Below are 25,909 nucleotides of genomic sequence, written 5' to 3'. Positions count from 1 at the left end.
CAGTATCACCCCTTCTTTTATCCTCAACGTGTTTTAATTCCCTGTTTTTATAAGGGATAAAAGAAATCCGGGTGATAAATAATCATAGGTTAAATCGCCCGGTTCGCTACTCCAGATCGGTACAATTGATCAATTTGAGAGGGTTAACCGAATCCATGTTTCGGCACTTATCCTGTTCAGTTGCCATCAATTCGATCCATTGCATCAAAAGCGCATCAAAAAGAAAAACGGAGACGGCAAAAACAACCAGCCACCAATACTTACGTATCATCGTCAAATCCTGTGTATTCATGCCCATGCGTGCTGGGAATATACATGAAATTTTGACGCTGAAAAGCGGACTTACAATGCTTTTACTTCTCTGAAGATAGCGCGTTTATCCCGACATTTCGCTGCTTTTTGGACAGGTTTTGTGTTTTTCTCTTTTTGACTTTTGCAAGTTCATTTTCTGAATAATGCGAAGTGACGCTCAATCTTCTGAGCCCCATTTTTACGTACTCATTATTGAGTTCAATACCGATAAACTTACGACCTGACGCCGCTGCGACAGCGCCTGTGGTGAAACTGCCCGCGAAAGGGTCCAATACGGTATCGCTCGGGTTAGAAGAGGCCAGTATGATCCGTTTTAACAGCGCGCTGGGCTTTTGCGTAGGATGGTTTTCATATTCATCCATCAGATAACGTACGCGAGGAAATGACCAGACGTTGCCCGGCACTTTTTTCTGATTGTATGGTTGGGGCGGGTTTTTTCGATAATCGATTAGCGCGCGCTTAGCGCCCGTAGTGGTTTCGACCAGAATCGCATCACGGTTAAAGGTATAGCTTTTCGGGTTTTTTACCATCATCAGGATCGGTTCATACATAGAACCAAAGTATTTTTTCGCCTGCACCCCGGAACTATCATAGGACCAGACGATACGGCTTTTGATGGTAAAAAGCGTTCGGCATTTGAGATCGATATACGGCATATTTTCTGTGCTATTCATGATGTACATGGTGCCGTGTTTCTTCAGTACGCGGTGGCACTCATCAATGCATTCATACAGCCAGGCCAGAAAAGACGCTTCGTCCCAGGACTCCACCATACCGTCGAAATCTTTTCCGATATTGTAAGGCGGATCGGCAAAAATTAAGTCAATGCTTTCAGAAGGCAGTTTTTTAAGTTCTGTTAGCGCGTCACCGTGAATAATCTTCTTCGATTCATCGCCAAAGTACTGAGGTTCACATTCCGCTTTCATGACCAAATTCCATGTGATGCGTATAAAAAAGGCGCTTCCCCATGCCGAGTAGCGCCTTTTTAAACAAGCAGTTAGCTAATCGAAATTAGTTCATGCCGTATTTTTTTAATTTTTTACGCAGCGTACCACGGTTGATGCCCATCATCAGAGCAGCACGGGTCTGGTTACCACGGGTGTATTGCATCACCATGTCCAACAGGGGCTGTTCTACTTCAGCCAGTACCAGCTCATACAGGTCATTAACGTCCTGACCATTCAGTTGAGCAAAATAGTTCTTCAGTGCCTGTTTAACCGAGTCACGCAGGGGTTTTTGGGTTACCTGATCCTGAGAGTTAACGGTAGAAACGGTCAGTACGTCAGAATTTACGCGTTGTTCGAACATAGTTCTGTCAGCTCTTTATTTCTGTTTACGCAAAATTTTCGAAGTATGCCTCCAACGCCTCCAGCTGTTCGCTGGCGTCCTCAATAGCGTTGAATGTGCGCCGAAACTGGTCGTCTGGAGCGTGCTCCTGGAGATACCAGGAGACGTGTTTACGCGCGATTCGGTACCCTTTTGCCTGACCGTAAAAGTCATGCAGTTCCCGAACATGCGTGCAAAGCAAGCGCTTTACCTCTGCCAGCGGCAGCGGCGGAAGCAGCTCCCCAGTGTCCAGATAATGCTGGATTTCCCGAAAGATCCAGGGTCTTCCCTGAGCTGCGCGGCCTATCATCAGGGCATCCGCCCCTGTATAGTCGAGAACAGCTCTGGCTTTATGCGGGTTAGTAATGTCGCCATTCGCGATAATCGGAATGGAAACTTTCTGCTTAACTGCCCGAATACTGTCGTATTCAGCTTCTCCGTTGAACAAACAGGCGCGGGTGCGGCCATGGATGGTCAGAGCCTGAATACCACAATCTTCAGCCAGTTGGGCAATCTCTACGCAGTTACGGTGTTCCGGCGCCCAGCCGGTGCGAATCTTGAGAGTCACAGGAACGTCCACTGCGTTTACGACCCCGATGAGTATAGACTTCACTAAATCCGGGTACTGCAAGAGGGCTGAACCTGCCAGCTTACGATTCACTTTCTTCGCCGGGCACCCCATATTGATATCAATAATCTGGGCGCCGCTTTCCACGTTAATACGTGCGGCATCGGCCATCTCAACAGGGTCGCTACCGGCAATTTGCACCGTGCGAATTCCTGGCTCATCAACGTGCACCATCCGTAAACGAGATTTATCGCTTTCCCACACTTGCGGGTTAGAAGACATCATCTCGGATACTGTCAATCCTGCTCCCATCTCATAGCACAGCGTCCGGAAAGGTCTGTCAGTAATGCCAGCCATGGGCGCTGCGATCAGGCGATTTCTGAGCTGATATTGTCCGATGCGCATGAGTTAAGAAATGACCATACTGTGACTGCAAGGCGGCGTATATTACGCATTTTTTGCACGAGATGAAAGGCCAAACTTTGAACAATCCACTGTTGTAGATCAATGAATCGTGCTTAAAAACAGCAAAATAAATTTATAATTCATTAAAATCATAGGGTTATTTATTGTCGGCGGTTTTGTACGCGCTTACAAATTCCCGTAACTTCTCTCTATTTCTTCGTCCAGAAACAAGATAAGCGGAATAATCTGCTTTTTTTATAAGCTAATTACCCCAAATGAATGGGATCGCCGTCTCGTTTCAGGACAAGATCACTTCCCGCTGCGCGTGATTTTTCTCCATTGCCAGTCGGAAGGGGGCGCACAGATGCGCTTTTGTGTTCATGAATGGCACGGATAAATTTTTCCAGCTGCGCTGAAGAGAGGGTTAGCGGATGCTGCAGAACAACCCGGACAGCATTACTAAGTACGAGGGCGATGGCTGCGACCCGTTAAAACGCCAGTATCTTTTGTCCGCTGGTAGCAGCTGTTTATCCAGACGGATAGTGACAAAGAAGTTATTTCAGGCATTCATTTGATGAATTTAATGATGTCTCGGTGCCTGAAAGGCGTTAAGGCAGTTGTGTGGAGAAAAGCGTGGCCGGGCGACCACGCTGACAAGAATTATTTCTTACGGCCAGTAATGCGGCACCATTCTTCTTTTTCGACGACCGGGTCGAGAGTGAAAAGCTCGGCGTAAGCATCGCAGACGCTTTCCGCCTGGCTGGCGAGAATACCTGAAAGCCCCAGCAGACCGCCCTCAACGGGCAGTACGCTGATTAACGGGGCCAGTTCGCGTAATGGGCCTGCCAGGATGTTAGCGACGACCACGTCGGCTTTCATGGCTTCTGGCTGGTCTTTCGGCAGGTACAGCTCCAGCCGGTCAGACACGCCGTTGCGTTCAGCATTATCGCGACTGGCCTGAATAGCTTGCGGATCGATATCAATACCAATCGCCTTTGCCGCTCCCAGTTTCAGCGCGGCAATCGCTAGAATGCCTGAACCGCAGCCAAAGTCGATCACGGTTTTGCCGTTGAGATCGAGCCCGTCCAGCCATTGCAGACATAAAGAGGTGGTGGGGTGCGTACCCGTACCGAACGCCAGTCCCGGGTCGAGCATCACGTTGACGGCATTCTCGTCCGGAATGTCACGCCAGCTGGGACAAATCCACAGACGCTCGCCAAAACGCATCGGATGGAAATTATCCATCCATTCGCGTTCCCAGTCTTTATCTTCCAGTTGTTCGATTTTATGGGCAAATCCGGCACCCAGCAGCGGATGTTGCTCCAGAATCGCGACAACGTCTTTCATGTCGGTTTCGGCGTCGAACAGACCGATCACATCGGTATCGCCCCACAGACGGGTTTCGCCCGGCAACGGCTCAAAAACCGGCGTATCGTGCGTATCCTGAAAGGTAATGGAAACGGCGCCCGCTTCCATCAGCGCATCACTCAGCTCTTCAGCATTCGCGCCGGTGGTATTCAGTTTCAATTGGATCCATGGCATGGCAAAACTCTTTATTTATCAGTAGACAATACGGTGGCTTGCGAAGCGGAAGAGCCGAATCGGTTTCCGATCAGAAAAGCCAATAAACTTAACAGTAACGCGGGCACAATCGGATGAAAGCCCAGGTACTGAATATTAAATGTGGCAAGCAGGGCATATAGCACGCCGCCCACGATCATGGCGCTTAATGCGCCTGCCGCGTTTGCCCGCTCCCAGTAAAGGCCCAATACCAGCGGCCATAAGAACACCGCTTCCAGGCCGCCAAACGCCAGCAGGTTGAGCCAAATGATCATCTCTGGCGGTTTCCATGCGGCCAGCAGCAACAGCGCGCCTAGCAGTAATGTAATCGCTGCCGACATACGCTTCAGCCGGATCTCATTTTGCATCTGATCGGGGCGCAGGTTGAGATAGAGATCTTTAATGATCGTCGCGGAACTTTGCAGCAGTTGGGCGTTAATTGTTGACATGATCGCCGCCATTGGCGCAGCGAGGAAGATCCCGGCGGCAAACGGCGGCAAAACTTTCACCATTAGCGTTGGGATCACCAGATCCGGCACCGTCAGATCCGGAAGCACCGCGCGACCCAGCGCGCCGGCAAGGTGCATCCCGAACATTAAAATCGCCACGACAATCGTACCGATAATAATGCCCCGGTGTACCGCTTTACTGTCTTTATAGGAGATGCAGCGCACCGCCGTATGCGGCAGGCCAATCACACCAAAACAGACCAGTACCCAAAAAGAGGTCATAAAGGCGGGAGAAAGTATGTCATCGGCGCCCTGCGGCGTTACCAGTTTGGGGTCGAGAGCGTGCAGCGTGTCAACGGCCTGACTTAGACCGCCCGCCGCATGGATCACGCCCACCAGCAGCACTATCGTGCCGACCAGCATCACCAGGCCCTGTAGCGTATCGTTAAGTACGCTGGCGCGAAAGCCGCCAAACGCCGTATAGAGTGCGATACTGACGCCAAATATTAGCAGGCCGGTTTCGTAGGGAATTCCCGCCGCGGTTTCCAGCAGTCGCGCGCCGCCGATAAATTGTACGGTCATTGCGCCAATAAACGCGACCAATAAACTCAGGCTTGCCAACCACACCAGCAGGCGGCTTTGGTAACGAGCGAATAGCATATCGTTAAGCGTGACGGCATTATAGCGACGCGCCAGGATAGCGAATTTTTTACCCAGAATACCCAGTGAAAGCCAGACGGCGGGAAGCTGGATCATCGCCAGCAAGACCCAGCCCAGACCGTATTTATAAGCCGCGCCGGGACCGCCGATAAATGAACTGGCGCTAATATAGGTGGCGGTAAGCGTCATCGCGAGCACGATCCCGCCCATCGAACGGCTGCCAAGAAAATATTCGTTTAAAAAGGTGCCGGCGGTACGCTTGCGCATAGCGTAAATCGAGACCCCGAAGACCACGACCAGATAGGCTACCAGCGGTAGAATGACCTCAAGCTGCATCGTCATCCTCCAGCGAAATATCGCGATAAATGAATTTCACCATCGCCCAGCACAGCAAAATAAAGACCAGCGGCGTCAATAAGCAGGCCATCTCGAACCAGTGCGGCAGACCGGTGATTCCCGGCGAGTCTCCAGGTAAGTAAGCAGCCACTAACCATGCCGCCAGATAGCAAAGGGTCAGCCACAGCGCCCAGCGCGCCTCTTTATGGGCCTGAACAAAACGAGCGTCCATTTTTTGTCCCTTATGGGTGAAGAAAGCGGGAATTGTACATGATGGGGCATCGCTATCCCCAGAAATAAAAAAGGCCGGATTCACCGGCCTTTTGAGATTAACGTGCGATTACTTTTCCTGAAGACCGAGTTTTTTCTCCAGATAGTGGATGTTGGTTCCACCGTGCTGGAAGTGCTCGTCATTCATGATGCGGGTCTGCAGATCGATATTGGTTTTGATACCATCGATAATCAGTTCCTGCAGGGCATTTTTCATACGGGCAATCGCCACGTCGCGGTTTTCACCGTAGCAGATGAGTTTGCCGATCATGGAATCATAGTACGGCGGCACCGTGTAGCCCGCGTAGATATGGGATTCCCAACGAACGCCAAAGCCGCCAGGCGCATGGAAGCGCGTGATTTTGCCTGGGCTTGGCAGGAAGGTGTTCGGATCTTCGGCATTGATACGGCATTCTACCGCATGGCCTCGAACGACAACTTCGTCCTGTGTGATCGACAGCGGCTGACCCGCCGCGATGCGCAACTGCTCTTTGATCAAATCGACGCCGGTAATCATTTCAGTCACCGGGTGTTCAACCTGAATACGGGTGTTCATTTCGATGAAATAGAACTCGCCGTTTTCGAACAGGAATTCGAACGTCCCTGCGCCGCGATAGCCGATGTCTACGCACGCTTTCGCGCAGCGTTCGCCGATATAGCGACGCAGTTCCGGCGTAATGCCTGGCGCCGGGGCTTCTTCAACCACTTTCTGGTGGCGACGCTGCATGGAACAGTCGCGTTCCGCCAGATAGATAGCGTTGCCCTGGCCGTCCGCCAGCACCTGAATTTCGATGTGGCGTGGATTTTCCAGGTATTTTTCCATGTATACCATGTCGTTGCTGAAAGCTGCTTTCGCTTCCGCTTTGGTCATGGAGATGGACTGCGCCAGTTCAGCATCGCTACGAACTACGCGCATACCGCGGCCGCCGCCGCCGCCGGACGCTTTGATGATCACCGGATAGCCAATACGTTTGGCATGAGCGCGGTTCGCATTCATATCGTCGCCCAGCGGGCCGTCAGATCCTGGTACGGTCGGCACGCCCGCTTTTTTCATCGCGGTAATCGCGGACACTTTATCGCCCATCAGGCGGATGGTGTCCGCTTTCGGGCCGATAAAGATAAAGCCGGAGCGTTCAACCTGCTCGGCAAAATTGGCGTTCTCAGAAAGGAAGCCGTAACCCGGGTGGATTGCCACCGCGCCGGTGATTTCAGCGGCGCTAATGATAGCCGGGATGTTCAGATAACTTTTTACGGACGGTGCCGGACCAATACAGACCGTCTCATCCGCCAGCAATACGTGTTTTAAATCGCGATCCGCGCTTGAGTGCACAGCGACGGTCTTGATGCCGAGTTCTTTACAGGCTCGAAGAATACGTAGTGCGATCTCGCCGCGGTTGGCGATGACAATTTTATCCAACATGTTCGCCTCGTTACTCGATGACGACCAGTGGCTCGTCAAATTCTACCGGTTGACCACTTTCGACCAGAATCGCTTTCACAGTACCTGCTTTGTCAGCTTCGATCTGGTTCATCATTTTCATGGCTTCAACGATGCACAGGGTATCGCCCACGTTCACTTTCTGGCCCACTTCGATGAACGCTTTCGCGTCCGGGCTTGGGGTGCGGTAGAAAGTACCAACCATTGGGGAGCGTACGATGTGACCACTGATTTCCGCTGCGGCAGGCGCTTCCATTGCTGGAGTAGCCGCTGGCGCGACAGCGTTAGACAGAGCGGGTTGCTGCATCATCGGCGCCGCATAAGCCTGCTGCATCACCGGAAAACCGGCGTTTGCCGTTGTGCGGCTGATGCGAACAGATTCTTCGCCTTCAGAAATTTCCAGTTCGGAGATACCTGATTCTTCAACCAGCTCGATCAGTTTTTTAATCTTACGAATATCCATGAGTGGGTTCCGTACTCTTTGTTTAGTGTGATTGTGACAGGCGTTTTAGCGCCGTCTGTAAAGCATGTGAATGACTGCCGCGGGTAAAATACCGCGCATCTTTGATTTGCCTGTTATGCCGTAGCACCCGAAGGTGAAATTCATGATTTGCCAGTCATTGTGTGGCTATCTTCTGCCATTTTCGGGCAAAAAACAAAATATACCTTCATTGCTCGATTGTCACCCTTTCTGCGAACGAAAATCGCCGTTGGGCAATGTAAAGTCGCACATTATAACTATTTCGTCGCAATTGGCAGCTAAATACTGGTCTTATCAGGGAAGATAATCAACCCGAAACATAAAAAGGACATTACCTGTTTTGCGTTTTGCAATCGACCGCACAGTTCACCAAACTAGCGCCACCACTGGCGAAACTTCCGGTAACGCAACGCTAAAAGGGCTAACGCTAATGCCGCGTAGATGACCGGTTGCGGTGATAAAATCTTTACCGACCACAGGTAATGTATGGGAGCCAGGATCGCGACAAGATAGACGACGTTATGCAGTGTTTGCCAGCGTTTGCCCAATTTACGCTGCGCAAATTGCGTTGAGGTCAACGTCAGCGCCAATAACACCAGCCAGCTAATGATCCCAAGCGTCAAATAAGGGCGTGAAATCAACTCGCTTCCTAACAGCGCCAGGTTATGTATCCCCAGTTCCAGTAAGGCATAGCTGGTTAAATGCAGCGTAGCCCAAACGAAACACCATAATCCTAACAGGCGGCGTGTGCGTATCAATAATGGCTGTTTAGCGTAGCGCGCCAGCGGTGAAACCAGCAAGGTGGCGAGCAAAAATTTGAGCGCGGTTCTGCCGGTAAAGTGTTGGATATCCTTTACCGGGTCTGCGCTGAGTCCACCGTGATTTATCGCCCAAAAGAGCCACAGAAGCGGCAAAAAACCGGCAAGATGCAGACAAACTTTTAGCCAGGTTATCTGTTTTGCTGTCAGACGCACTTAAAAATTCTCCCGCAAATTGAGACCGCGATACAGCGAAGCGACTTCATTGGCGTAGCCGTTAAACAGCAGCGTCGGCTGCCTTTGCACATCAAGGATACCGCCTGAACCAATAAAGCGTTCGGTAGCCTGAGACCAGCGTGGATGATCCACATGCGGGTTCACATTGGCATAAAAACCATATTCGTTGGGAGCCGACAAATTCCAGGTGGTTGGCGGACGTTCGCGGGTGAGTTTAATGCTGACAATAGATTTAATACCTTTAAAACCATACTTCCATGGAACGATGAGTCGAATAGGCGCGCCGTTTTGCGGGGGTAACGCCTTACCATAGACGCCAACGGTCATCAGAGTCAGCGGATGCATGGCTTCGTCCAGACGTAGCCCTTCGACATAAGGGTATTTCAGTCCGCCGCCAATAAAGCGATCTTTCTGTCCTGGCATATCATCCGGCGCGTATAGCGTTTCGAATGCCACATATTTAGCGTGGCTGGTGGGCTGTGCCTGCGCGAGTAGCTTATATAAAGGGAAACCAATCCACGGCACGACCATGGACCACGCTTCGACGCAGCGCATTCGATAGATACGCTCTTCTAATGGGAAACGATGTGTTAAATCGTCGTAATCCAGCGTAAATGGCTTCGCGACTTCCCCGCTGATTTTCAACGTCCACGGTTCGGTTTTCAGACTTCCGGCATTGGCCGCCGGGTCGGCTTTATCAAGGCCAAACTCATAGAAATTGTTGTAGCCCGTCACCTTATCTTCCGGCGTTAACGCTAAATCGCTTCGCCAGGCGGCAGGCTGACTAAACTCAAGCGGTTTACCGGCAGGCGCTTTCGGACGATCGTTGCCTTTAAACCAACTGAAGAGATCGGCCTGCGCCGTTGAGGGTAAGGATAAGGCGGCCGCGCTGATGCCTAATGCTTTTAGCACCTGTCGGCGCTGCATAAAAAAAGCCGATTCCGCAGTCACATCGGCTTCTGTTAATGGACGTATCTTTTTCATCACAGACTCCCGGTCTACCCACCACAACATGGCGTGTAGTGAATATGACAGGGAGTGTGTCAATGTGTAAAAATAAATAGTTAATTAAGTGTAAATTTTTTTATACGTGACGTTATTTTATCTTCACCAGCGTACGGCCCTGAACCTGATTATTGATGATGGCATCGGCGAACTTCGGCGCATCCGCCAGCGTAATCTCTGTGGCGGCCTGAGCATAGAACGATTCCGGCAGATCCTTAACCAAACGCGCCCAGGCTTCTGCGCGACGTGCCGGTGGGGTCATCACCGAGTCTACCCCTTGCAAACGCACATTACGCAGAATGAATGGCATAACGGTGGTCGGCAGCGCGAAGCCGCCCGCCAGGCCGCAGGCGGCCACGCAACCGCCATAGTTCATCTGTGCCAGCACTTTCGCCAGCACTTTATCGCCAACGGTATCAATTGCACCGGCCCATAGCTGTTTTTCCAACGGGCGAGATTCAGCAAACTCATCGCGGCTGAGAATACGGTTAGCTCCCAGGCTCTTAAGATAGCCGTGGGTGCTTTCACGTCCTGATACTGCTGCAACCTGATAGCCCAGCTTATGCAGTAATGCAACGGCAGTGCTGCCCACGCCGCCGCTGGCACCGGTGACGACAACCTCACCGTCTTGCGGGCGAATACCTGCATCTTCAAGCGCCATGACGCACAGCATGGCGGTAAAACCGGCGGTGCCGATGATCATGGCGTTACGGCTGCTCAGTCCCGCAGGCAGCGCGACCAGCCAGTCGCCTTTAACGCGTGCGCGTTCGGCCAGGCCGCCCCAGTGGTTTTCGCCCACGCCCCAGCCAGTCAGTAGTACTTCCTGGCCTGCATGAAAGCGAGGATCTTCGCTTGCGTGAACGGTGCCGGCGAAATCAATACCAGGAATCATCGGAAAATGACGGATAATTTTCCCTTTTCCGGTGATAGCCAGAGCATCTTTATAATTCAGGCTGGACCAGTGGACATCCACCGTCACATCACCTGCCGGCAGTTGACTCTCTTCGAGATGTTGCACGGATGCGAGGGTTTTACCGTCCTGCTGTTCTAAGATCAACGCCTGCATAACCTGTCCTCACTTTACATGGTAGATTGGAAAAATAGCTACGAAGACTATACTCGCTAATTAAAACGTGATGCCGATGCAACGCAATAAATTGCCAGATAGATCCATTTTGGTAGTATGCCTGCTTCATTGCGCGCCGTGGCGAATTCCGCCTTCAGATTCGCTTTTTCATACTGTTTATAACCGTCGGAGTTAACTCAAGGATGCGATTAACGACGAAATTCTCAGCTTTTATCACGCTGCTCACGGGGTTAACGATCTTCGTGACTCTGATAGGTTGCTCGCTAAGCTTTTATAACGCCGTACAGTATAAGTATGTCAGCCGTGTGCAGGCGACGGCGACAGCCATTGATACGCACCTGGTGACCCATGATATTGTCTCGCTGACGCCGCAAATCGACGAACTCATGATCGCTTCCGATATTGTGCGTGTCGATCTGTTGCAGGGGGAGCGCAGCGTCTACAGCCATTCTCGTGCCAGAGGTTATCGGCCAGCCGGCACCAGCGACATGTATCGCGAGCTGGTCGTACCGCTGATAAAACATCCAGGAATGTCGCTACGTCTGGCTTATCAGGACCCGATGGGTAACTATTTTCACTCACTGATCACCACGGCGCCGCTAACGCTGGCGATCGGTTTTATCGTTCTGATTTTGTTTTTATCGGTGCGCTGGCTGCAGCGGCAGCTTTCCGGGCAAGAGCTTCTGGAAATTCGCTCAACGCGTATTCTGAACGGCGAACGCGGGGCGAATGTCCGCGGTTCTGTTTACGAATGGCCAGCGCGCACCAGTAGCGCGCTTGATGTATTGCTTTCCGAAATTCAGTTTGCTCACGAACAGCGTAGCCGCCTGGACACCCTCATTCGCTCCTACGCCGCGCAGGACACCAAAACCGGACTCGGTAACCGTCTGTTCTTTGATAACCAACTGGCGACGCTGCTGGAAGATCAGGAAAAAGTGGGAGTGCATGGCGTGGTGATGATGATCCGCTTGCCAGACTTCAATCTTCTGCGCGACAGCCTGGGAGGCAATCAGGCGGAAGAGCAGATGTTTATGCTTATCAATCTGCTATCGACATTTATTATGCGTTACCCTGGCTCGCTGCTGGCGCGTTATCACCGCAGCGACTTTGCCGTGCTGCTACCGCATCGAACGCTGAAAGAAGCGGAAAGTATTGCCGGACAACTTTTAAAAGCTGTCGATGCGCTACCGGCTAACAAAATGCTCGATCGTGACGATATGGTACATATCGGCATTTGCGCCTGGCGCAGCGGACAGTCCACCGAGCAGGTGATGGAACATGCTGAAGCCGCGGCGCGGAATGCCGCCCTGCAGGGGGGAAATAGCTGGGCTATCTACGACGACACTCTGCCGGAAAAAGGGCGCGGCAATGTGCGCTGGCGCACATTGATTGAGCAGATGCTGAACCGGGGTGGACCGCGACTTTATCAAAAACCAGCGGTCACGCGAGAAGGTCGCGTACATCATCGGGAATTGATGTGTCGCATCTATGACGGTAAAGAAGAGGTGAGCTCGGCGGAGTATATGCCGATGGTGCTGCAATTTGGTTTATCGGAAGAGTATGACAGATTACAAATTAGCCGCCTGATTACGTTGCTGGGCTACTGGCCGGATGAAAATCTGGCAATGCAGTTGACGGTTGAGTCGCTGATTCGTCCGCGTTTTCAGCGCTGGTTGCGCGATACGTTAATGCAGTGTGAAAAATCACAGCGAAATCGCATAATTATTGAACTTGCGGAGGCAGATGTTTGTCAACACATCAGTCGGTTACAACCCATCCTTCGCTTAGTCAATGCGCTTGGCGTTCGGGTGGCGGTGACACAGGCGGGTTTGACGCTGGTTAGCACGAGCTGGATTAAAGCGCTCAATGTGGAATTACTCAAGCTGCATCCGAGTCTGGTCAGAAACATTGAGAAGCGAACGGAAAACCAGCTTCTGGTTCAAAGTCTGGTAGAGGCCTGCGCGGGCACGCCTACGCAGGTTTACGCGACAGGCGTCCGTTCGCGCGGCGAGTGGCAGACGCTGACAAAACGCGGCGTGGCTGGCGGGCAGGGTGATTTTTTTGCCTCCTCCCAACTACTTGACACAAACGTGAAAAAATATTCGCAAAGATACTCGGTTTAACCTGCCGTTTAATTTGTTTTCACGTAGAATAACGCGCGCTGCGCCTCATGGGGGTGTGCTTGTCTGCTCGCCAGATTGTTGCAGCAAATATGCAGGTGAATGACCTTTGACAGGTTGCAAACGAAGGCGAGGATTGCTGCTGATTTTTTCAGCCCTGAGGGACTCAGGCCGAGATTTGTAACAAAGGAAACGAACTGCACTAATTTTCACCGTAGCAGATGATTTTTGCGCCTTGTCGCTGCTGCGTGTGGTTGGTAAAGTAAGCGGATTTTGTTTTCCGCCCCAGCTTTCAGGATTATCCCTTAGTATGTTGAAAAAATTTCGTGGCATGTTTTCCAATGACCTGTCCATTGACCTGGGTACCGCGAATACCCTCATTTATGTAAAAGGACAAGGCATCGTATTGAATGAGCCTTCCGTTGTGGCCATTCGTCAGGATCGTGCCGGTTCGCCGAAAAGCGTGGCTGCAGTCGGTCATGATGCGAAGCAGATGCTGGGCCGTACGCCGGGCAATATCGCTGCGATCCGTCCGATGAAAGACGGCGTTATCGCTGACTTCTTTGTGACCGAAAAAATGCTCCAGCACTTTATTAAACAAGTGCACAGCAACAGCTTTATGCGCCCAAGCCCGCGCGTACTGGTATGCGTGCCGGTCGGCGCGACGCAGGTAGAACGCCGCGCAATTCGTGAATCCGCTCAGGGCGCAGGCGCCCGTGAAGTCTTTTTGATCGAAGAGCCGATGGCGGCCGCGATCGGCGCAGGTCTGCCAGTTTCTGAAGCAACCGGTTCAATGGTTGTGGATATCGGTGGTGGTACCACTGAAGTTGCCGTGATCTCCCTGAACGGCGTGGTTTACTCTTCTTCTGTCCGTATTGGTGGTGACCGTTTCGACGAAGCCATCATTAATTACGTTCGTCGTAACTACGGTTCTCTGATTGGTGAAGCCACCGCAGAACGTATTAAACACGAAATCGGTTCCGCTTATCCGGGCGACGAAGTCCGCGAGATCGAAGTGCGTGGCCGTAACCTGGCGGAAGGCGTTCCACGCGGCTTTACCCTGAACTCAAACGAGATTCTGGAAGCGTTGCAGGAACCGTTGACCGGTATCGTCAGCGCGGTAATGGTGGCGCTGGAACAGTGTCCGCCGGAGCTGGCGTCAGACATCTCCGAGCGCGGTATGGTGCTCACCGGCGGCGGCGCGCTGCTGCGTAACCTTGACCGTCTGTTAATGGAAGAGACGGGCATTCCTGTCGTGGTTGCTGAAGATCCGCTGACCTGTGTGGCGCGCGGCGGCGGCAAGGCGCTGGAAATGATCGATATGCACGGCGGCGACCTGTTCAGCGAAGAGTAGTTGGATACGGGCAGGATTATCCCTGGATTGTCCTGCCTCTCCGACGCGAGAATACGCATAGCCTATGAAGCCAATTTTTAGCCGTGGCCCGTCGCTACAGATTCGCCTTATTCTGGCGGTGCTGGTGGCGCTCGGCGTTATCATTGCCGACAGCCGCCTGGGGACGTTCAGTCAAATCCGAACGTACATGGACACTGCCGTCAGTCCTTTCTATTTTATTTCAAACGGCCCTCGTGAACTGCTCGACAGCGTGTCGCAAACGCTGGCTTCTCGCGACCAGCTTGAGCTGGAAAATCGGGCGCTGCGCCAGGAATTACTGCTAAAAAACAGCGACCTGCTGATGCTGGGGCAGTACAAACAGGAGAACGCGCGGTTGCGCGAGCTGCTGGGGTCGCCGCTGCGTCAGGACGAGCAGAAAATGGTGACTCAGGTTATTTCAACGGTTAACGATCCTTACAGCGATCAGGTCGTTATCGATAAAGGCAGCGTTAATGGCGTATATGAAGGTCAACCGGTCATTAGCGACAAAGGCGTCGTAGGGCAGGTTGTCGCCGTGGCGAAACTGACCAGTCGCGTACTGCTGATTTGCGATGCGACTCATGCGCTGCCGATTCAGGTACTGCGCAATGACATCCGCGTGATTGCCGCCGGTAACGGCTGCACTGACGATCTTCAGCTTGAACATCTGCCCGCCAATACCGATATTCGCGTTGGCGATGTGCTGGTAACGTCCGGACTTGGTGGGCGTTTCCCGGAAGGGTATCCGGTGGCGGTGGTCTCCTCCGTCAAGCTGGACACTCAGCGCGCCTATACCGTCATTCAGGCACGTCCAACCGCGGGTTTGCAGCGTTTACGCTATCTGCTGCTGTTGTGGGGAGCCGATCGTAACGGCGCCAATCCGATGACGCCGGAAGAGGTTCACCGCGTCGCCAATGAGCGCCTGATGCAGATGATGCCGCAGGTGTTGCCTTCTCCGGATGCGATGGGGCCGCCGGCGCCAGTGCCGGACCCGGCGACGGGGATTACTCAGCCATCTGCGGGCCAGACGGCGCCGGTATCAACGCAACCATCGCCTTCGGGCGCGACCACGCCGCCTGCGCGTGCGCCGGGAGGGTAATGGTGGCGAGCTATCGTAGCCAGGGGCGCTGGGTTATCTGGCTCTCGTTTCTTATTGCGCTGTTGCTGCAAATCATGCCCTGGCCGGACGACATCATTGTTTTCCGGCCAAACTGGGTTTTGCTCATCTTACTGTACTGGATTCTGGCCCTGCCGCACCGCGTAAATGTGGGGACGGGATTTGTGATGGGTGCCATACTTGATCTCATCAGCGGTTCCACACTTGGCGTGCGCGCTCTGTCGATGAGTATTGTCGCCTATCTGGTCGCTCTGAAATTCCAGCTCTTCCGTAACCTGGCGCTCTGGCAGCAGGCGCTGGTGGTAATGTTGCTTTCACTGGCCGTGGACATTATTGTTTTCTGGGCCGAGTTTTTAGTGATCAACGTCTCTTTCAGACCGGAAGTGTTCTGGAGTAGTGTAGTCAATGGCGTGCTGTGGCCCTGGCTCTTTTTGCTGATGCGTAAAGTACGCCAGCAGTTTGCTGTGCAATAAAGGTCGATATGACAACTCTGTATCTTGCTTCCGGTTCCCCGCGTCGCCAGGAATTATTGACTCAACTTGGATTTTCATTCGAGCAGGTCGTGCCTGGTATTGAAGAGCAACGGCGTGCTCAGGAAAGCGCGCAGCAGTATGTTGTTCGGCTGGCGCGCGAAAAGGCGCAGGCTGGCGTGGCGCTGGTTCCCCGTGATCTGCCGGTGTTGGGCGCGGATACGATAGTCGTGTTAAACGGCGAGGTGCTGGAAAAGCCGCGCGACGCCGCTCATGCCGCAGAAATGCTGCGTTTGCTTTCCGGAAATACGCATCAGGTGATGACTGCTGTTGCGCTTGCGGACTCGCAGCAGACGCTGGATTGTCTGGTGGTAACGGAGGTGACTTTCCGCACGCTTTCTGCGCAGGATATTACTGGCTATGTCGCCAGCGGCGAGCCTTTAGATAAAGCAGGTGCATACGGTATTCAGGGGCGGGGTGGCTGTTTTGTCAGGAAGATAAATGGCAGCTATCACGCCGTGGTCGGCTTACCGCTGGTTGAAACGTATGAGTTGTTGAGTCATTTTAACGCACTGCGTGATAAAAGGGATAAACATGACGGCTGAATTGTTGGTAAACGTAACGCCATCGGAAACGCGCGTGGCGTACATTGATGGCGGTATTCTTCAGGAAATCCATATTGAGCGCGAAGCGCGACGCGGAATCGTAGGCAATATCTACAAAGGTCGTGTAAGTCGTGTACTTCCAGGTATGCAGGCGGCTTTTGTAGATATTGGGCTGGATAAAGCCGCATTTCTTCACGCTTCCGACATTATGCCGCATACCGAATGCGTGGCGGGCGACGAGCAAAAACAGTTTACCGTGCGCGATATCTCCGAACTGGTGCGTCAGGGACAGGATCTGATGGTGCAGGTAGTGAAAGATCCGCTCGGCACGAAAGGCGCGCGTTTGACCACGGACATCACGTTGCCCTCCCGTTACCTTGTTTTTATGCCCGGCGCGTCACACGTTGGCGTTTCCCAGCGCATCGAAAGCGAAAGTGAACGCGAGCGCCTGAAAAAGGTGGTGGCGGAATACTGCGACGAACAGGGCGGGTTTATTATTCGTACCGCAGCGGAAGGCGTGTGTGAAGAGGATCTCGCGTCTGACGCCGCCTATCTCAAGCGCGTCTGGACGAAAGTAATGGAGCGCAAAAAGCGTCCGCAAACGCGCTACCAGATGTATGGCGAACTGGCGCTGGCGCAGCGCGTGCTGCGCGATTTCGCCGATGCGCAGTTGGACCGAATTCGCGTCGACTCACGTCTGACCTATGAGTCGCTGCTGGAGTTTACCGCAGAATACATCCCGGAAATGACCAGTAAGCTGGAGCATTACAGTGGCCATCAGCCGATCTTCGATCTTTATGACGTGGAAAATGAGATCCAGCGCGCGCTGGAGCGTAAGGTTGAACTCAAGTCTGGCGGTTATCTGATTATCGACCAAACCGAAGCGATGACGACGGTAGATATCAATACCGGCGCGTTTGTCGGACACCGTAATCTCGACGACACCATTTTTAATACCAATATTGAAGCGACTCAGGCCATTGCCCGCCAGCTACGCCTGCGTAATCTGGGCGGCATTATCATTATCGATTTTATCGACATGAATAATGAAGATCATCGCCGCCGGGTGCTGCATTCGCTGGAACAGGCGTTAAGTAAGGATCGCGTGAAAACCAGTATTAACGGTTTTTCGCCGCTGGGGCTGGTGGAAATGACCCGTAAACGGACTCGTGAAAGCGTGGAACATGTGCTTTGTAACGAATGTCCAACCTGTCATGGCCGCGGGACGGTAAAAACGGTGGAAACCGTCTGCTATGAGATCATGCGTGAAATTGTACGTGTTCATCACGCTTATGACTCCGATCGCTTCCTGGTTTATGCTTCTCCTGCGGTGGCGGAAGCGCTGAAAGGCGAAGAATCACACGCGCTGGCGGAAGTCGAAATCTTTGTCGGCAAACAGGTTAAAGTTCAGGTCGAACCGCTTTATAACCAGGAGCAGTTTGACGTCGTAATGATGTAAAAGACCGCGACCCGTACGAGTATTTGCAGGCCGGATAAGGCGTTCACGCCGCCGTCCGGCAAAGCAAGGTTGTGAGTCGTATTTTTTGGCAGACAAGGAGAGACGCGTGAGGCGATTGCCGGGGATTTTATTGCTCACTGGAGCCGCGCTCATCGTCATTGCAGCGCTGCTGGTTAGCGGGCTGCGCCTGGCGTTGCCTCATCTTGACGCCTGGCGTCCGGCTATCCTGAATAAAATTGAGTCTGTGACCGGCGTGCCGGTGGCCGCCAGCCAACTCTCCGCAAGCTGGCAAAATTTTGGCCCTACGCTGGAAGCGCATAATATTCATGCCGCCCTGAAAGATGGCGGCGAACTGTCGATAAAACGCGTTACGCTGGCGCTGGACGTCTGGCAAAGCCTGTTGCATATGCGCTGGCAGTTTCGCGACCTGACCTTCTGGCAACTCAATTTCCGCACCAACACGCCTCTTCAAAGCAGCGACGGCGAAGGCATCGAAACCAGCCGTTTAAGCGATCTTTTCCTGCGGCAGTTCGATCATTTCGATCTGCGCGATAGCCAAATCAGTTTTCTGACGCTTTCCGGACAACGCGCGGAGCTGGCGATCCCACAGCTTACCTGGCTAAACGGCAAAGAGCGGCACCGCGCCGAAGGCGAGGTCAGTCTCTCCAGCCTGACCGGGCAGCACGGCGTGATGCAGGTGCGGATGGATTTACGCGATGACGACGGTTTGCTAAATAACGGCAGAGTCTGGTTACAGGCCGACGATATTGACGTCAAGCCGTGGCTGGGCAAATGGATGCAGGATAATGTGGCGCTCCAGACGGCGCGTTTCAGTCTGGAAGGCTGGATGACGCTCAGTAAAGGTGAAATCGCCGGAGGAGACGTCTGGCTGAAACAGGGCGGCGCAAGCTGGTTGGGCGATAACACGACGCACACGTTGTCTGTCGATAACCTGACGGCGCAGATTAGCCGTGAGCAGCCGGGCTGGCAGTTTTATATTCCGGACACACGGATTACGCTTGATGGTAAACCCTGGCCGAGCGGAGCCTTAACCGTGGCCTGGCTCCCGCAGCAGGACGTCGGCGGCGAGAATCACACACGTAGCGATGAGCTACGCATTCGCGCCAGTAATCTTGAACTGGCGGGGCTGGAAGCATTACGTCCGCTGGCGGCTAAACTGTCGCCTGTGCTGGGCGAAATATGGCAGGCTACGCAGCCGAGCGGAAAGATCGCCACACTGGCGCTGGATATTCCGCTACAGGCCACCGAAAAAACGCGTTTTCAGGCATCGTGGGAAAATCTTGCCTGGAAACAGTGGAAGCTGTTGCCCGGCGCGGAACATTTTTCCGGTACGCTGGCGGGAAGCGTAGAAGACGGGCAGATGAAGGTTGCGATGCAGCAGGCTAAGATGCCCTATGAAACCGTTTTTCGCGCGCCGCTGGAAATTGAAAACGGCGTCGCGACGCTTAGTTGGTTGAAGAATGAGAACGGCTTTCAGCTTGATGGCCGCGACATTGACGTCAAAGCAAAGGCGGTACACGCGCGCGGCGGGTTCCGCTATCTGCAACCGACGGGCGACGAACCGTGGCTGGGTATTCTGGCCGGAATCAGTACCGACGATGGATCTCAGGCGTGGCGCTATTTTCCGGAAAACCTGATGGGCAAAGCGCTGGTCGATTACCTTAGCGGCGCAATTCAGGGCGGCGAGGCGGATAACGCCACGTTGGTTTACGGTGGTAACCCGCACCTCTTTCCCTATAAGCATAACGAAGGTCAGTTTGAAGTGCTGGTGCCGCTACGCAATGCGACGTTTGCCTTTCAACCCGACTGGCCGGCGCTAAAAAATCTCAACATTGAACTGGATTTCCTGAACGACGGCCTGTGGATGCGTTCGGATAGCGTCGATTTGGGCGGGGTGAAGGCCAGCAAACTCGCGGCGGCGATTCCGGATTATTCCAAAGAGAAACTGCTCATTGATGCCGATATTAACGGGCCGGGAAAAGCCGTTGGGCCTTATTTCGACGAGACGCCACTAAAAGACTCGCTTGGCTCGACGCTGGCGGAGCTCCAGTTAGATGGCGATGTGAATGCTCGCTTACATCTTGATATTCCGCTGGATGGCGAACAGGTTACCGCTGAGGGTGATGTCTCGTTGCGTAATAACAGTCTGTTTATTAAGCCGCTAAACAGCACGCTCAAAAATCTGAACGGTAAATTCAGCTTTGTGAATGGCGCGCTAAAAAGCGGGCCGCTGACGGCAAACTGGTTTAATCAGCCGCTGAACCTGGATTTCAGTACGACGGAAGGGGCAAAAGCCTATCAGGTCGCCGTCAACCTGAACGGTAACTGGCAGCCAACGCGTATGGGCGTCTTACCGCCGCAACTGAATGACGCCCTGAGCGGCAGCGTGACGTGGAATGGTAAAGTCGGCATCGATCTTCCGTATCACGCTGACACCACTTATCACATCGAGCTGAATGGCGATCTGAGAAATGTGAGCAGTCACTTACCTTCTCCGCTAAATAAACCCGCAGGCGAAGCCATTCCGGTGAACATTCAGGCTGACGGCAACCTGAAAAGTTTTGCGCTAACGGGGAGCGCAGGGAGTAAAAATCACTTTAACAGCCGCTGGTTATTAAATCAGAAGCTGACGTTGGATCGGGCTATCTGGACGACGGACAGCCGGACGATTCCGCCATTACCTGCTCAACAAGGCGTTGAGCTCAATCTGCCGGCGCTGGATGGCGCGCAATGGCTGGCGTTATTCCAGAAAGGCGCGGCGGATAACGTGAGCAGTTCGGCCGAGTTTCCTCAACGCGTCACGTTGCGTACTCCCGCGCTATCGCTGGGCGGTCAGCAGTGGAACAATTTGAGCGTCGTTTCAGCCCCCTCGCTGAACGGAACAAAAATTGAAGCGCAGGGCCGTGAGGTGAACGCCACGCTGCTCATGCGCAACCATGCGCCGTGGCTGGCGAACATTAAGTACCTGTACTACAACCCTGGCGTCGCAAAAACGCACGCCTCGTCACCAACGCCGACATCGCCGTTGGCTTCGGCGAACACGATTAGCTTCCGTGGCTGGCCGGACTTACAGCTTCGCTGCGAAGAGTGCTGGCTATGGGGGCAAAAATATGGGCGTATTGATGGCGATTTCGCCATCAAAGGCAATACGCTGACTCTGGCGAATGGCCTGATCGATACCGGATTCGCCCGTTTGAAAGCGAACGGCGAGTGGGTGAATGCGCCGGGTAATGAACGAACCTCGCTGAAAGGTAGTCTGCATGGTAGTAACCTCGACACGGCTGCCGGGTTCTTCGGTATCTCGACGCCAATCCAGAACGCGTCTTTTAACGTAGATTACGATCTGCACTGGCGAAACCCGCCCTGGCAACCTGATGAAGCCACGCTCAACGGGATTTTACGCACGCGTCTGGGTAAAGGCGAGTTTACTGATCTCAGTAGCGGTCATGCCGGACAGCTACTGCGGCTGCTCAGTTTTGATGCGTTGCTGCGTAAGCTGCGGTTTGACTTCAGAGATACCTTTAGCGAGGGCTTCTATTTCGACTCTATTCATAGTACCGCGTGGATTAAAGATGGCGTCCTACATACTGACGATACGCTGGTGGATGGGCTGGAAGCGGATATTGCAATGAAAGGTTCTGTTGATCTGGTGCGTCGTCGTCTTGATATGGAGGCCGTTGTCGCGCCGGAAATTTCCGCCACCGTGGGCGTCGCCGCCGCGTTTGCCGTTAACCCGATTGTCGGCGCGGCGGTATTTGCCGCCAGTAAAGTGTTGGGGCCGCTATGGAGCAAGGTCTCCATTCTGCGTTATCGCATTACCGGTCCGGTCGATGCGCCGCAGATCAACGAAGTTCTGCGCCAACCGAGAAAAGAAAGCCAGCAATGATTTGACGGGGGCGAGGAATTGCCCCACTCTCAGTAAATAGTCATGCCGGACGGCGCTGCGTTTATCCGGTTTGCACAATCTAACAACGTAGTCCGGATAAGGCGTGAACCGCCATCCGGCAGAAATCAATGAGTAGCAAAAACGATGAGTCTGAACCTGGTAAGTGAACAATTGCTAGCGGCGAATGGCCTGAACCATCAGGATCTGTTCGCTATTTTGGGCCAACTGGCCGAACGCCGTCTTGATTATGGCGACCTCTATTTTCAGTCGAGCTATCACGAATCCTGGGTTTTAGAAGACCGCATCATTAAAGATGGTTCATATAATATCGACCAGGGCGTTGGCGTTCGCGCCATTAGCGGCGAAAAAACCGGTTTTGCTTATGCTGATCAGATAAGCCTCCTGGCGCTGGAGCAGAGTGCGCAGGCAGCGCGAACCATTGTACGCGAGAACGGCGAAGGCAAGGTAAAAACGCTCGCCGCCGTAGCGCATCAGCCGCTCTACACCACCCTTGATCCGCTGCAAAGTATGAGCCGCGAAGAGAAGCTGGATATCCTCAGACGCGTTGATAAAGCGGCGCGAGAAGCCGATAAACGCGTGCAGGAAGTTAACGCCAGCCTGACCGGCGTATATGAATTAATCCTCGTGGCGGCGACCGACGGGACGCTGGCGGCGGATGTCCGTCCACTGGTGCGTTTGTCCGTTAGCGTGCAGGTGGAAGAAGACGGTAAACGCGAGCGCGGCGCCAGCGGCGGCGGCGGTCGCTTTGGTTATGAGTATTTTCTTGCCGATCTCGACGGCGAGGTTCGCGCTGACGCGTGGGCGAAAGAAGCGGTACGCATGGCGCTGGTTAATCTCTCCGCGGTCGCTGCGCCAGCGGGGACGTTACCGGTGGTTCTGGGCGCCGGGTGGCCGGGCGTATTGCTGCACGAAGCGGTCGGGCACGGGCTGGAAGGTGATTTTAACCGTCGTGGGACGTCTGTATTTAGCGGTCAGATCGGCGAGCAGGTTGCCTCCGCGCTTTGCACCGTAGTGGATGACGGCACAATGATGAACCGTCGCGGCTCCGTTGCTATCGATGATGAAGGTACGCCAGGCCAGTACAACGTATTGATTGAAAATGGCGTACTGAAAGGATACATGCAGGACAAGCTGAATGCGCGCCTGATGGGCGCTGCGCCGACCGGTAACGGGCGTCGCGAATCTTATGCGCATCTGCCGATGCCGCGTATGACGAATACCTATATGTTGGCGGGGCAGTCAACGCCGCAGGAAATTATCGAATCCGTTGAATACGGCATCTATGCGCCTAACTTTGGCGGCGGTCAGGTGGATATCACCTCCGGCAAGTTTGTGTTCTCTACCTCGGAAGCGTATCTGATTGAAAACGGCAAAGTCACGACGCCGGTGAAGGGCGCGACGTTGATTGGATCAGGCATTGAAACGATGCAACAGATCTCCATGGTCGGCAACGACCTTAAGCTGGATAACGGGGTGGGGGTCTGCGGTAAAGAGGGTCAAAGTCTGCCGGTAGGCGTAGGCCAGCCGACGCTGAAAGTCGATAACCTGACGGTTGGCGGCACCGCATAACTGTCCGCCTTATCAGGCCTGTGGTGTGTGCCGCCCAGGCCTGATAAGCGCAGCGCCATCAGGCAATGTCTGCGTCGGGTGGCATCTGACCTACAATCGTCTTCAGCAATTACCCGGTGTTTTTATTTTTCTTTCCCTCGCCCGTGCATTCCCTGAAACAGGTGTGCGACATCGACAAAATAGTCAGTTAACGCGTTAATCACTACCTGCACTTTAAGCGGCAGCTTATCTTTTTCGGTGTACAGCGCGTACACCGGACGGGGATCGGACTGATAGCGAGGCAGCAGGATCTCCAGATCGCCACGATTGATCTCATCGATCACCCACATCAGCGGCACATAAGCGATTCCGGTTCCGGCGGTCAGCCAGCGTACCAGCGTCATCGGATCGTTAGTGACGAACCGCCCCTGTGGAATCAGTCGGGTAGAAATTCCTTCCGGCGCGATAAGTTCAAACTCATTATCCGGGCGCACGCTATATTCCAGCCAGGAATGGCTACTGAGATCGGCGGGTTTTTCCGGGACGCCGTACTGAGCGAGGTACGGCTTGGCGGCGCACACAACCATCGGCATCGCGCCGAGTCGACGGGAAAACAGGCTGGAGTCTTGCAGCGCGCCCACGCGGATCACCACGTCCAGCCCGTCGGCAATTAAATCCGGGGCCGGAATTCCTGTCACCAGATTGACCGCCAGACCGGGATACTCTTTTAATAATTTTGCGGTAAGCCCGGCCAGCACATTTTGCGCCATGGTTGAAGAACAGCCGATACGCAATGTACCGATAGGCGTGTTATTAAAAGCGTAAAGCTGCTCGTGAACATCCTGCACTTCATGCAGCATACGACGACAGCCCTGATAATAGATTTTTCCAGCTTCGGTGAGCCCAATGCTGCGTGTGCTGCGGTTGAGCAATTTAACCTGAAGCTCATCTTCCAGTTTCGCCACAGTCTGGCTGATGGACGATACGCTCATTTGCAGCTGTCTGGCTGCGGCGGTAAAAGAGCCAAACTCGACAACTTTGGCGAATACCGACATTCGTTTTAATCGTTCCATTATTCACTCTGGCTTAAAAGTGATTTAGATCACATAATATAGATAACAGCATAACAATTACGTTAATATACTATTATTCGAATAAGAGCTATGTCGCTCTCGCCTGGCGTCTCTTGCCCTTCTCTGCGGCGATGTAGCTTAACAATCTATCGCCTGCTCTCTCTCAGAAATCAAGGTCAACATGAGTCTGTTTCCCGTTATCGTGGTGTTTGGTCTTTCCTTCCCACCGATATTTTTCGAATTGCTTTTGTCACTGGCTATTTTTTGGCTGGTGCGTCGGATGCTTGTGCCGACGGGCATCTATGATTTTGTCTGGCATCCGGCTCTGTTCAATACCGCGCTGTATTGTTGTCTGTTTTATTTAATATCGCGCCTGTTCGTTTGAGGTTGAAGTGAAAACACTAACAAGAAAACTCTCCCGTACGGCCATTACCCTCGTACTGGTTATTCTGGCCTTTATCGCCATTTTCCGCGCCTGGGTGTATTACACCGAATCTCCCTGGACGCGCGACGCGCGTTTTAGCGCCGATGTCGTCGCTATTGCCCCGGATGTCGCGGGCCTGATTACCCATGTAAACGTGCATGATAACCAACTGGTGAAAAAGGATCAGGTCCTGTTTACCATCGATCAGCCACGCTATCAAAAAGCGCTGGCGGAAGCGGAAGCTGATGTAGCCTATTATCAGGTACTGGCGCAGGAAAAACGCCAGGAAGCCGGTCGCCGTAATCGCCTCGGCGTACAGGCGATGTCCCGGGAAGAGATCGATCAGGCGAACAACGTCTTGCAGACGGTACTGCATCAACTGGCTAAAGCCCAGGCGACGCGCGACCTGGCTAAACTCGATCTGGAGCGCACCGTTATTCGCGCGCCTGCTGACGGCTGGGTGACTAACCTCAATGTTTATGCCGGTGAATTTATTACCCGCGGTTCCACGGCCGTCGCCCTGGTGAAAAAGAACTCTTTTTACGTGCAGGCCTATATGGAAGAGACCAAGCTGGAAGGCGTGCGTCCGGGATATCGTGCCGAAATCACGCCGCTTGGCAGCAACCGGGTATTAAAAGGTACCGTCGATAGCGTGGCGGCAGGGGTAACGAATGCCAGCAGTACCAGCGATGCGAAAGGGATGGCGACGATAGACTCTAACCTCGAATGGGTGCGTCTGGCCCAGCGTGTTCCGGTGCGCATCCGGCTCGACGAGCAGCAGGGGAATTTGTGGCCTGCCGGTACGACGGCAACCGTCGTGATCACCGGTAAGCAGGATCGTGACGCAAGCCAGGACTCCTTCTTCCGTAAACTGGCGCACCGGCTGCGCGAATTCGGTTAA

At 53.4% G+C, this 25,909-nt stretch carries 23 protein-coding genes and 25 other annotated features; of the genes, 10 read left to right on the top strand and 13 right to left on the bottom strand.

The annotated features are described in order from the left end of the window. Window positions 1–106 precede the first annotated feature (106 nt). The 12 genes from yhdU to yhdH form a co-directional block, all read right to left on the bottom strand. Window positions 107–283 (bottom strand): putative periplasmic protein gene (gene yhdU, locus STM3387; protein ID NP_462297.1). Within the gene, window positions 107–271 belong to an annotated coding region; the region does not span the whole gene. Then, window positions 278–283 (bottom strand) — a ribosome-binding site (putative RBS for yhdU; RegulonDB:STMS1H003396). Its footprint overlaps the gene before it by 6 nt. Window positions 284–353: 70 nt before the next feature. Next, window positions 354–1,251, bottom strand: a protein-coding gene (gene yhdJ, locus STM3386) for a putative methyltransferase (protein NP_462296.1). Within the gene, window positions 354–1,238 belong to an annotated coding region; the region does not span the whole gene. Then, window positions 1,246–1,251: a ribosome-binding site (putative RBS for yhdJ; RegulonDB:STMS1H003395), on the bottom strand. Its footprint overlaps the gene before it by 6 nt. A 72-nt stretch (window positions 1,252–1,323) precedes the next feature. After that, the gene (gene fis, locus STM3385) for a site-specific DNA inversion stimulation factor (RefSeq protein NP_462295.1) occupies window positions 1,324–1,627 on the bottom strand. Within the gene, window positions 1,324–1,620 belong to an annotated coding region; the region does not span the whole gene. Continuing rightward, window positions 1,622–1,627, bottom strand: a ribosome-binding site (putative RBS for fis; RegulonDB:STMS1H003394). Its footprint overlaps the gene before it by 6 nt. An 18-nt stretch (window positions 1,628–1,645) precedes the next feature. Further along, window positions 1,646–2,720 (bottom strand): possibly dehydrogenase gene (gene yhdG / locus STM3384; RefSeq protein NP_462294.1). Within the gene, window positions 1,646–2,611 belong to an annotated coding region; the region does not span the whole gene. Next, window positions 2,624–2,629 (bottom strand) — a ribosome-binding site (putative RBS for yhdG; RegulonDB:STMS1H003393). It overlaps the preceding gene by 6 nt. Then, window positions 2,678–2,694: a protein binding site (putative binding site for FIS, RegulonDB: STMS1H000148), on the bottom strand. Further along, window positions 2,685–2,693: a -10 signal (putative -10_signal for yhdG; RegulonDB:STMLTH004590), on the bottom strand. (Overlaps the previous feature by 9 nt.) Next, window positions 2,712–2,720, bottom strand: a -35 signal (putative -35_signal for yhdG; RegulonDB:STMLTH004590). 551 nt (window positions 2,721–3,271) lie before the next feature. Next, window positions 3,272–4,153, bottom strand: coding sequence for a methylation of 50S ribosomal subunit protein L11 (gene prmA / locus STM3383; protein NP_462293.1), 882 nt, complete (start codon window positions 4,151–4,153; stop codon window positions 3,272–3,274). A gap of 11 nt (window positions 4,154–4,164) precedes the next feature. Then, the gene (gene panF, locus STM3382) for an SSS family sodium/pantothenate symporter (protein NP_462292.1) occupies window positions 4,165–5,629 on the bottom strand. Within the gene, window positions 4,165–5,616 belong to an annotated coding region; the region does not span the whole gene. Continuing rightward, window positions 5,606–5,860, bottom strand: a protein-coding gene (yhdT, locus tag STM3381) for a putative inner membrane protein (protein NP_462291.1). Within the gene, window positions 5,606–5,848 belong to an annotated coding region; the region does not span the whole gene. Before yhdT ends, panF begins: the two co-directional genes overlap by 24 nt. Then, window positions 5,624–5,629, bottom strand: a ribosome-binding site (putative RBS for panF; RegulonDB:STMS1H003392). It overlaps the preceding gene by 6 nt. Beyond that, window positions 5,855–5,860, bottom strand: a ribosome-binding site (putative RBS for yhdT; RegulonDB:STMS1H003391). It lies within the gene yhdT. Before the next feature lie 96 nt (window positions 5,861–5,956). Next, the gene (gene accC / locus STM3380) for an acetyl CoA carboxylase (protein ID NP_462290.1) occupies window positions 5,957–7,315 on the bottom strand. Within the gene, window positions 5,957–7,306 belong to an annotated coding region; the region does not span the whole gene. Continuing rightward, window positions 7,310–7,315 (bottom strand) — a ribosome-binding site (putative RBS for accC; RegulonDB:STMS1H003390). It overlaps the preceding gene by 6 nt. Window position 7,316: 1 nt before the next feature. Next, window positions 7,317–7,851 (bottom strand): acetylCoA carboxylase, BCCP subunit gene (gene accB, locus STM3379; protein ID NP_462289.1). Within the gene, window positions 7,317–7,787 belong to an annotated coding region; the region does not span the whole gene. Beyond that, window positions 7,795–7,800: a ribosome-binding site (putative RBS for accB; RegulonDB:STMS1H003389), on the bottom strand. (Overlaps the previous gene by 6 nt.) Beyond that, window positions 7,817–7,825 (bottom strand) — a -10 signal (putative -10_signal for accB; RegulonDB:STMLTH004589). Further along, window positions 7,843–7,851: a -35 signal (putative -35_signal for accB; RegulonDB:STMLTH004589), on the bottom strand. Window positions 7,852–8,179: 328 nt before the next feature. Further along, the gene (locus STM3378; protein NP_462288.1) for a putative inner membrane protein occupies window positions 8,180–8,795 on the bottom strand. Within the gene, window positions 8,180–8,779 belong to an annotated coding region; the region does not span the whole gene. Further along, the gene (locus tag STM3377) for a putative nitrate reductase (RefSeq protein ID NP_462287.1) occupies window positions 8,780–9,797 on the bottom strand. Within the gene, window positions 8,780–9,784 belong to an annotated coding region; the region does not span the whole gene. The genes STM3378 and STM3377 overlap by 16 nt, the downstream gene beginning before the upstream one ends. Beyond that, window positions 8,790–8,795: a ribosome-binding site (putative RBS for STM3378; RegulonDB:STMS1H003388), on the bottom strand. (Overlaps the previous gene by 6 nt.) Next, window positions 9,792–9,797, bottom strand: a ribosome-binding site (putative RBS for STM3377; RegulonDB:STMS1H003387). (Lies within the gene STM3377.) 99 nt (window positions 9,798–9,896) lie before the next feature. After that, the gene (gene yhdH / locus STM3376; RefSeq protein ID NP_462286.1) for a putative oxidoreductase occupies window positions 9,897–10,882 on the bottom strand. Within the gene, window positions 9,897–10,871 belong to an annotated coding region; the region does not span the whole gene. Beyond that, window positions 10,877–10,882, bottom strand: a ribosome-binding site (putative RBS for yhdH; RegulonDB:STMS1H003386). It overlaps the preceding gene by 6 nt. Before the next feature lie 175 nt (window positions 10,883–11,057). After that, window positions 11,058–11,063 (top strand) — a ribosome-binding site (putative RBS for yhdA; RegulonDB:STMS1H003385). Here yhdH and yhdA point away from each other — a divergent pair. From yhdA to tldD, 8 genes are all read left to right on the top strand, one after another. Then, window positions 11,058–13,015, top strand: a protein-coding gene (gene yhdA, locus STM3375; RefSeq protein NP_462285.1) for a putative diguanylate cyclase. Within the gene, window positions 11,075–13,015 belong to an annotated coding region; the region does not span the whole gene. (Overlaps the previous feature by 6 nt.) Before the next feature lie 290 nt (window positions 13,016–13,305). Further along, window positions 13,306–13,311: a ribosome-binding site (putative RBS for mreB; RegulonDB:STMS1H003384), on the top strand. Then, window positions 13,306–14,366 (top strand): rod shape-determining protein gene (gene mreB, locus STM3374; RefSeq protein NP_462284.1). Within the gene, window positions 13,323–14,366 belong to an annotated coding region; the region does not span the whole gene. It overlaps the preceding feature by 6 nt. A 47-nt stretch (window positions 14,367–14,413) precedes the next feature. Further along, window positions 14,414–14,419: a ribosome-binding site (putative RBS for mreC; RegulonDB:STMS1H003383), on the top strand. Continuing rightward, the gene (mreC, locus tag STM3373) for a rod shape-determining protein (protein ID NP_462283.1) occupies window positions 14,414–15,483 on the top strand. Within the gene, window positions 14,431–15,483 belong to an annotated coding region; the region does not span the whole gene. It overlaps the preceding feature by 6 nt. After that, window positions 15,476–15,481 (top strand) — a ribosome-binding site (putative RBS for mreD; RegulonDB:STMS1H003382). It overlaps the preceding gene by 6 nt. Beyond that, window positions 15,476–15,974 (top strand): rod shape-determining protein gene (mreD, locus tag STM3372; RefSeq protein NP_462282.1). Within the gene, window positions 15,483–15,974 belong to an annotated coding region; the region does not span the whole gene. Before mreC ends, mreD begins: the two co-directional genes overlap by 8 nt. Further along, window positions 15,974–15,979, top strand: a ribosome-binding site (putative RBS for yhdE; RegulonDB:STMS1H003381). (Overlaps the previous gene by 1 nt.) Continuing rightward, window positions 15,974–16,576 (top strand): putative inhibitor of septum formation gene (gene yhdE, locus STM3371; protein NP_462281.1). Within the gene, window positions 15,983–16,576 belong to an annotated coding region; the region does not span the whole gene. Its footprint overlaps the feature before it by 6 nt. Before mreD ends, yhdE begins: the two co-directional genes overlap by 1 nt. Next, window positions 16,555–16,560: a ribosome-binding site (putative RBS for cafA; RegulonDB:STMS1H003380), on the top strand. (Overlaps the previous gene by 6 nt.) Further along, window positions 16,555–18,035 (top strand): RNase G gene (cafA, locus tag STM3370; RefSeq protein ID NP_462280.1). Within the gene, window positions 16,566–18,035 belong to an annotated coding region; the region does not span the whole gene. The genes yhdE and cafA overlap by 22 nt, the downstream gene beginning before the upstream one ends. A 94-nt stretch (window positions 18,036–18,129) precedes the next feature. Next, window positions 18,130–18,135: a ribosome-binding site (putative RBS for yhdP; RegulonDB:STMS1H003379), on the top strand. After that, the gene (gene yhdP / locus STM3369) for a putative protease (RefSeq protein NP_462279.1) occupies window positions 18,130–21,942 on the top strand. Within the gene, window positions 18,142–21,942 belong to an annotated coding region; the region does not span the whole gene. Its footprint overlaps the feature before it by 6 nt. Window positions 21,943–22,086: 144 nt before the next feature. Beyond that, window positions 22,087–23,532 carry a suppresses inhibitory activity of CsrA gene (tldD, locus tag STM3368; protein NP_462278.1) on the top strand — a complete coding sequence of 482 codons (1,446 nt, stop codon included), beginning with the start codon at window positions 22,087–22,089 and terminating at the stop codon, window positions 23,530–23,532. A 122-nt stretch (window positions 23,533–23,654) separates the two neighbouring features. On the opposite strand, the gene yhcS is transcribed toward tldD, so the two are convergent. Beyond that, the gene (gene yhcS, locus STM3367; protein ID NP_462277.1) at window positions 23,655–24,584 is read right to left on the bottom strand and encodes a putative LysR family transcriptional regulator; all 930 of its coding nucleotides are present in this window, start codon (window positions 24,582–24,584) and stop codon (window positions 23,655–23,657) included. Between the two features lie 172 nt (window positions 24,585–24,756). Beyond that, window positions 24,757–24,762, top strand: a ribosome-binding site (putative RBS for yhcR; RegulonDB:STMS1H003378). Here yhcS and yhcR point away from each other — a divergent pair. Next, window positions 24,757–24,969, top strand: a protein-coding gene (yhcR, locus tag STM3366; protein NP_462276.1) for a putative inner membrane protein. Within the gene, window positions 24,766–24,969 belong to an annotated coding region; the region does not span the whole gene. It overlaps the preceding feature by 6 nt. After that, window positions 24,968–24,973: a ribosome-binding site (putative RBS for yhcQ; RegulonDB:STMS1H003377), on the top strand. Its footprint overlaps the gene before it by 2 nt. After that, window positions 24,968–25,909, top strand: a protein-coding gene (yhcQ, locus tag STM3365) for a putative membrane located multidrug resistance protein (RefSeq protein NP_462275.1). Within the gene, window positions 24,977–25,909 belong to an annotated coding region; the region does not span the whole gene. It overlaps the preceding feature by 6 nt. The genes yhcR and yhcQ overlap by 2 nt, the downstream gene beginning before the upstream one ends.

It is taken from the genome of Salmonella enterica subsp. enterica serovar Typhimurium str. LT2, from assembly GCF_000006945.2.
Classification (GTDB): Bacteria; Pseudomonadota; Gammaproteobacteria; order Enterobacterales; family Enterobacteriaceae; genus Salmonella; species Salmonella enterica.
This window is presented reverse-complemented; position numbering and strand designations above follow the sequence as displayed.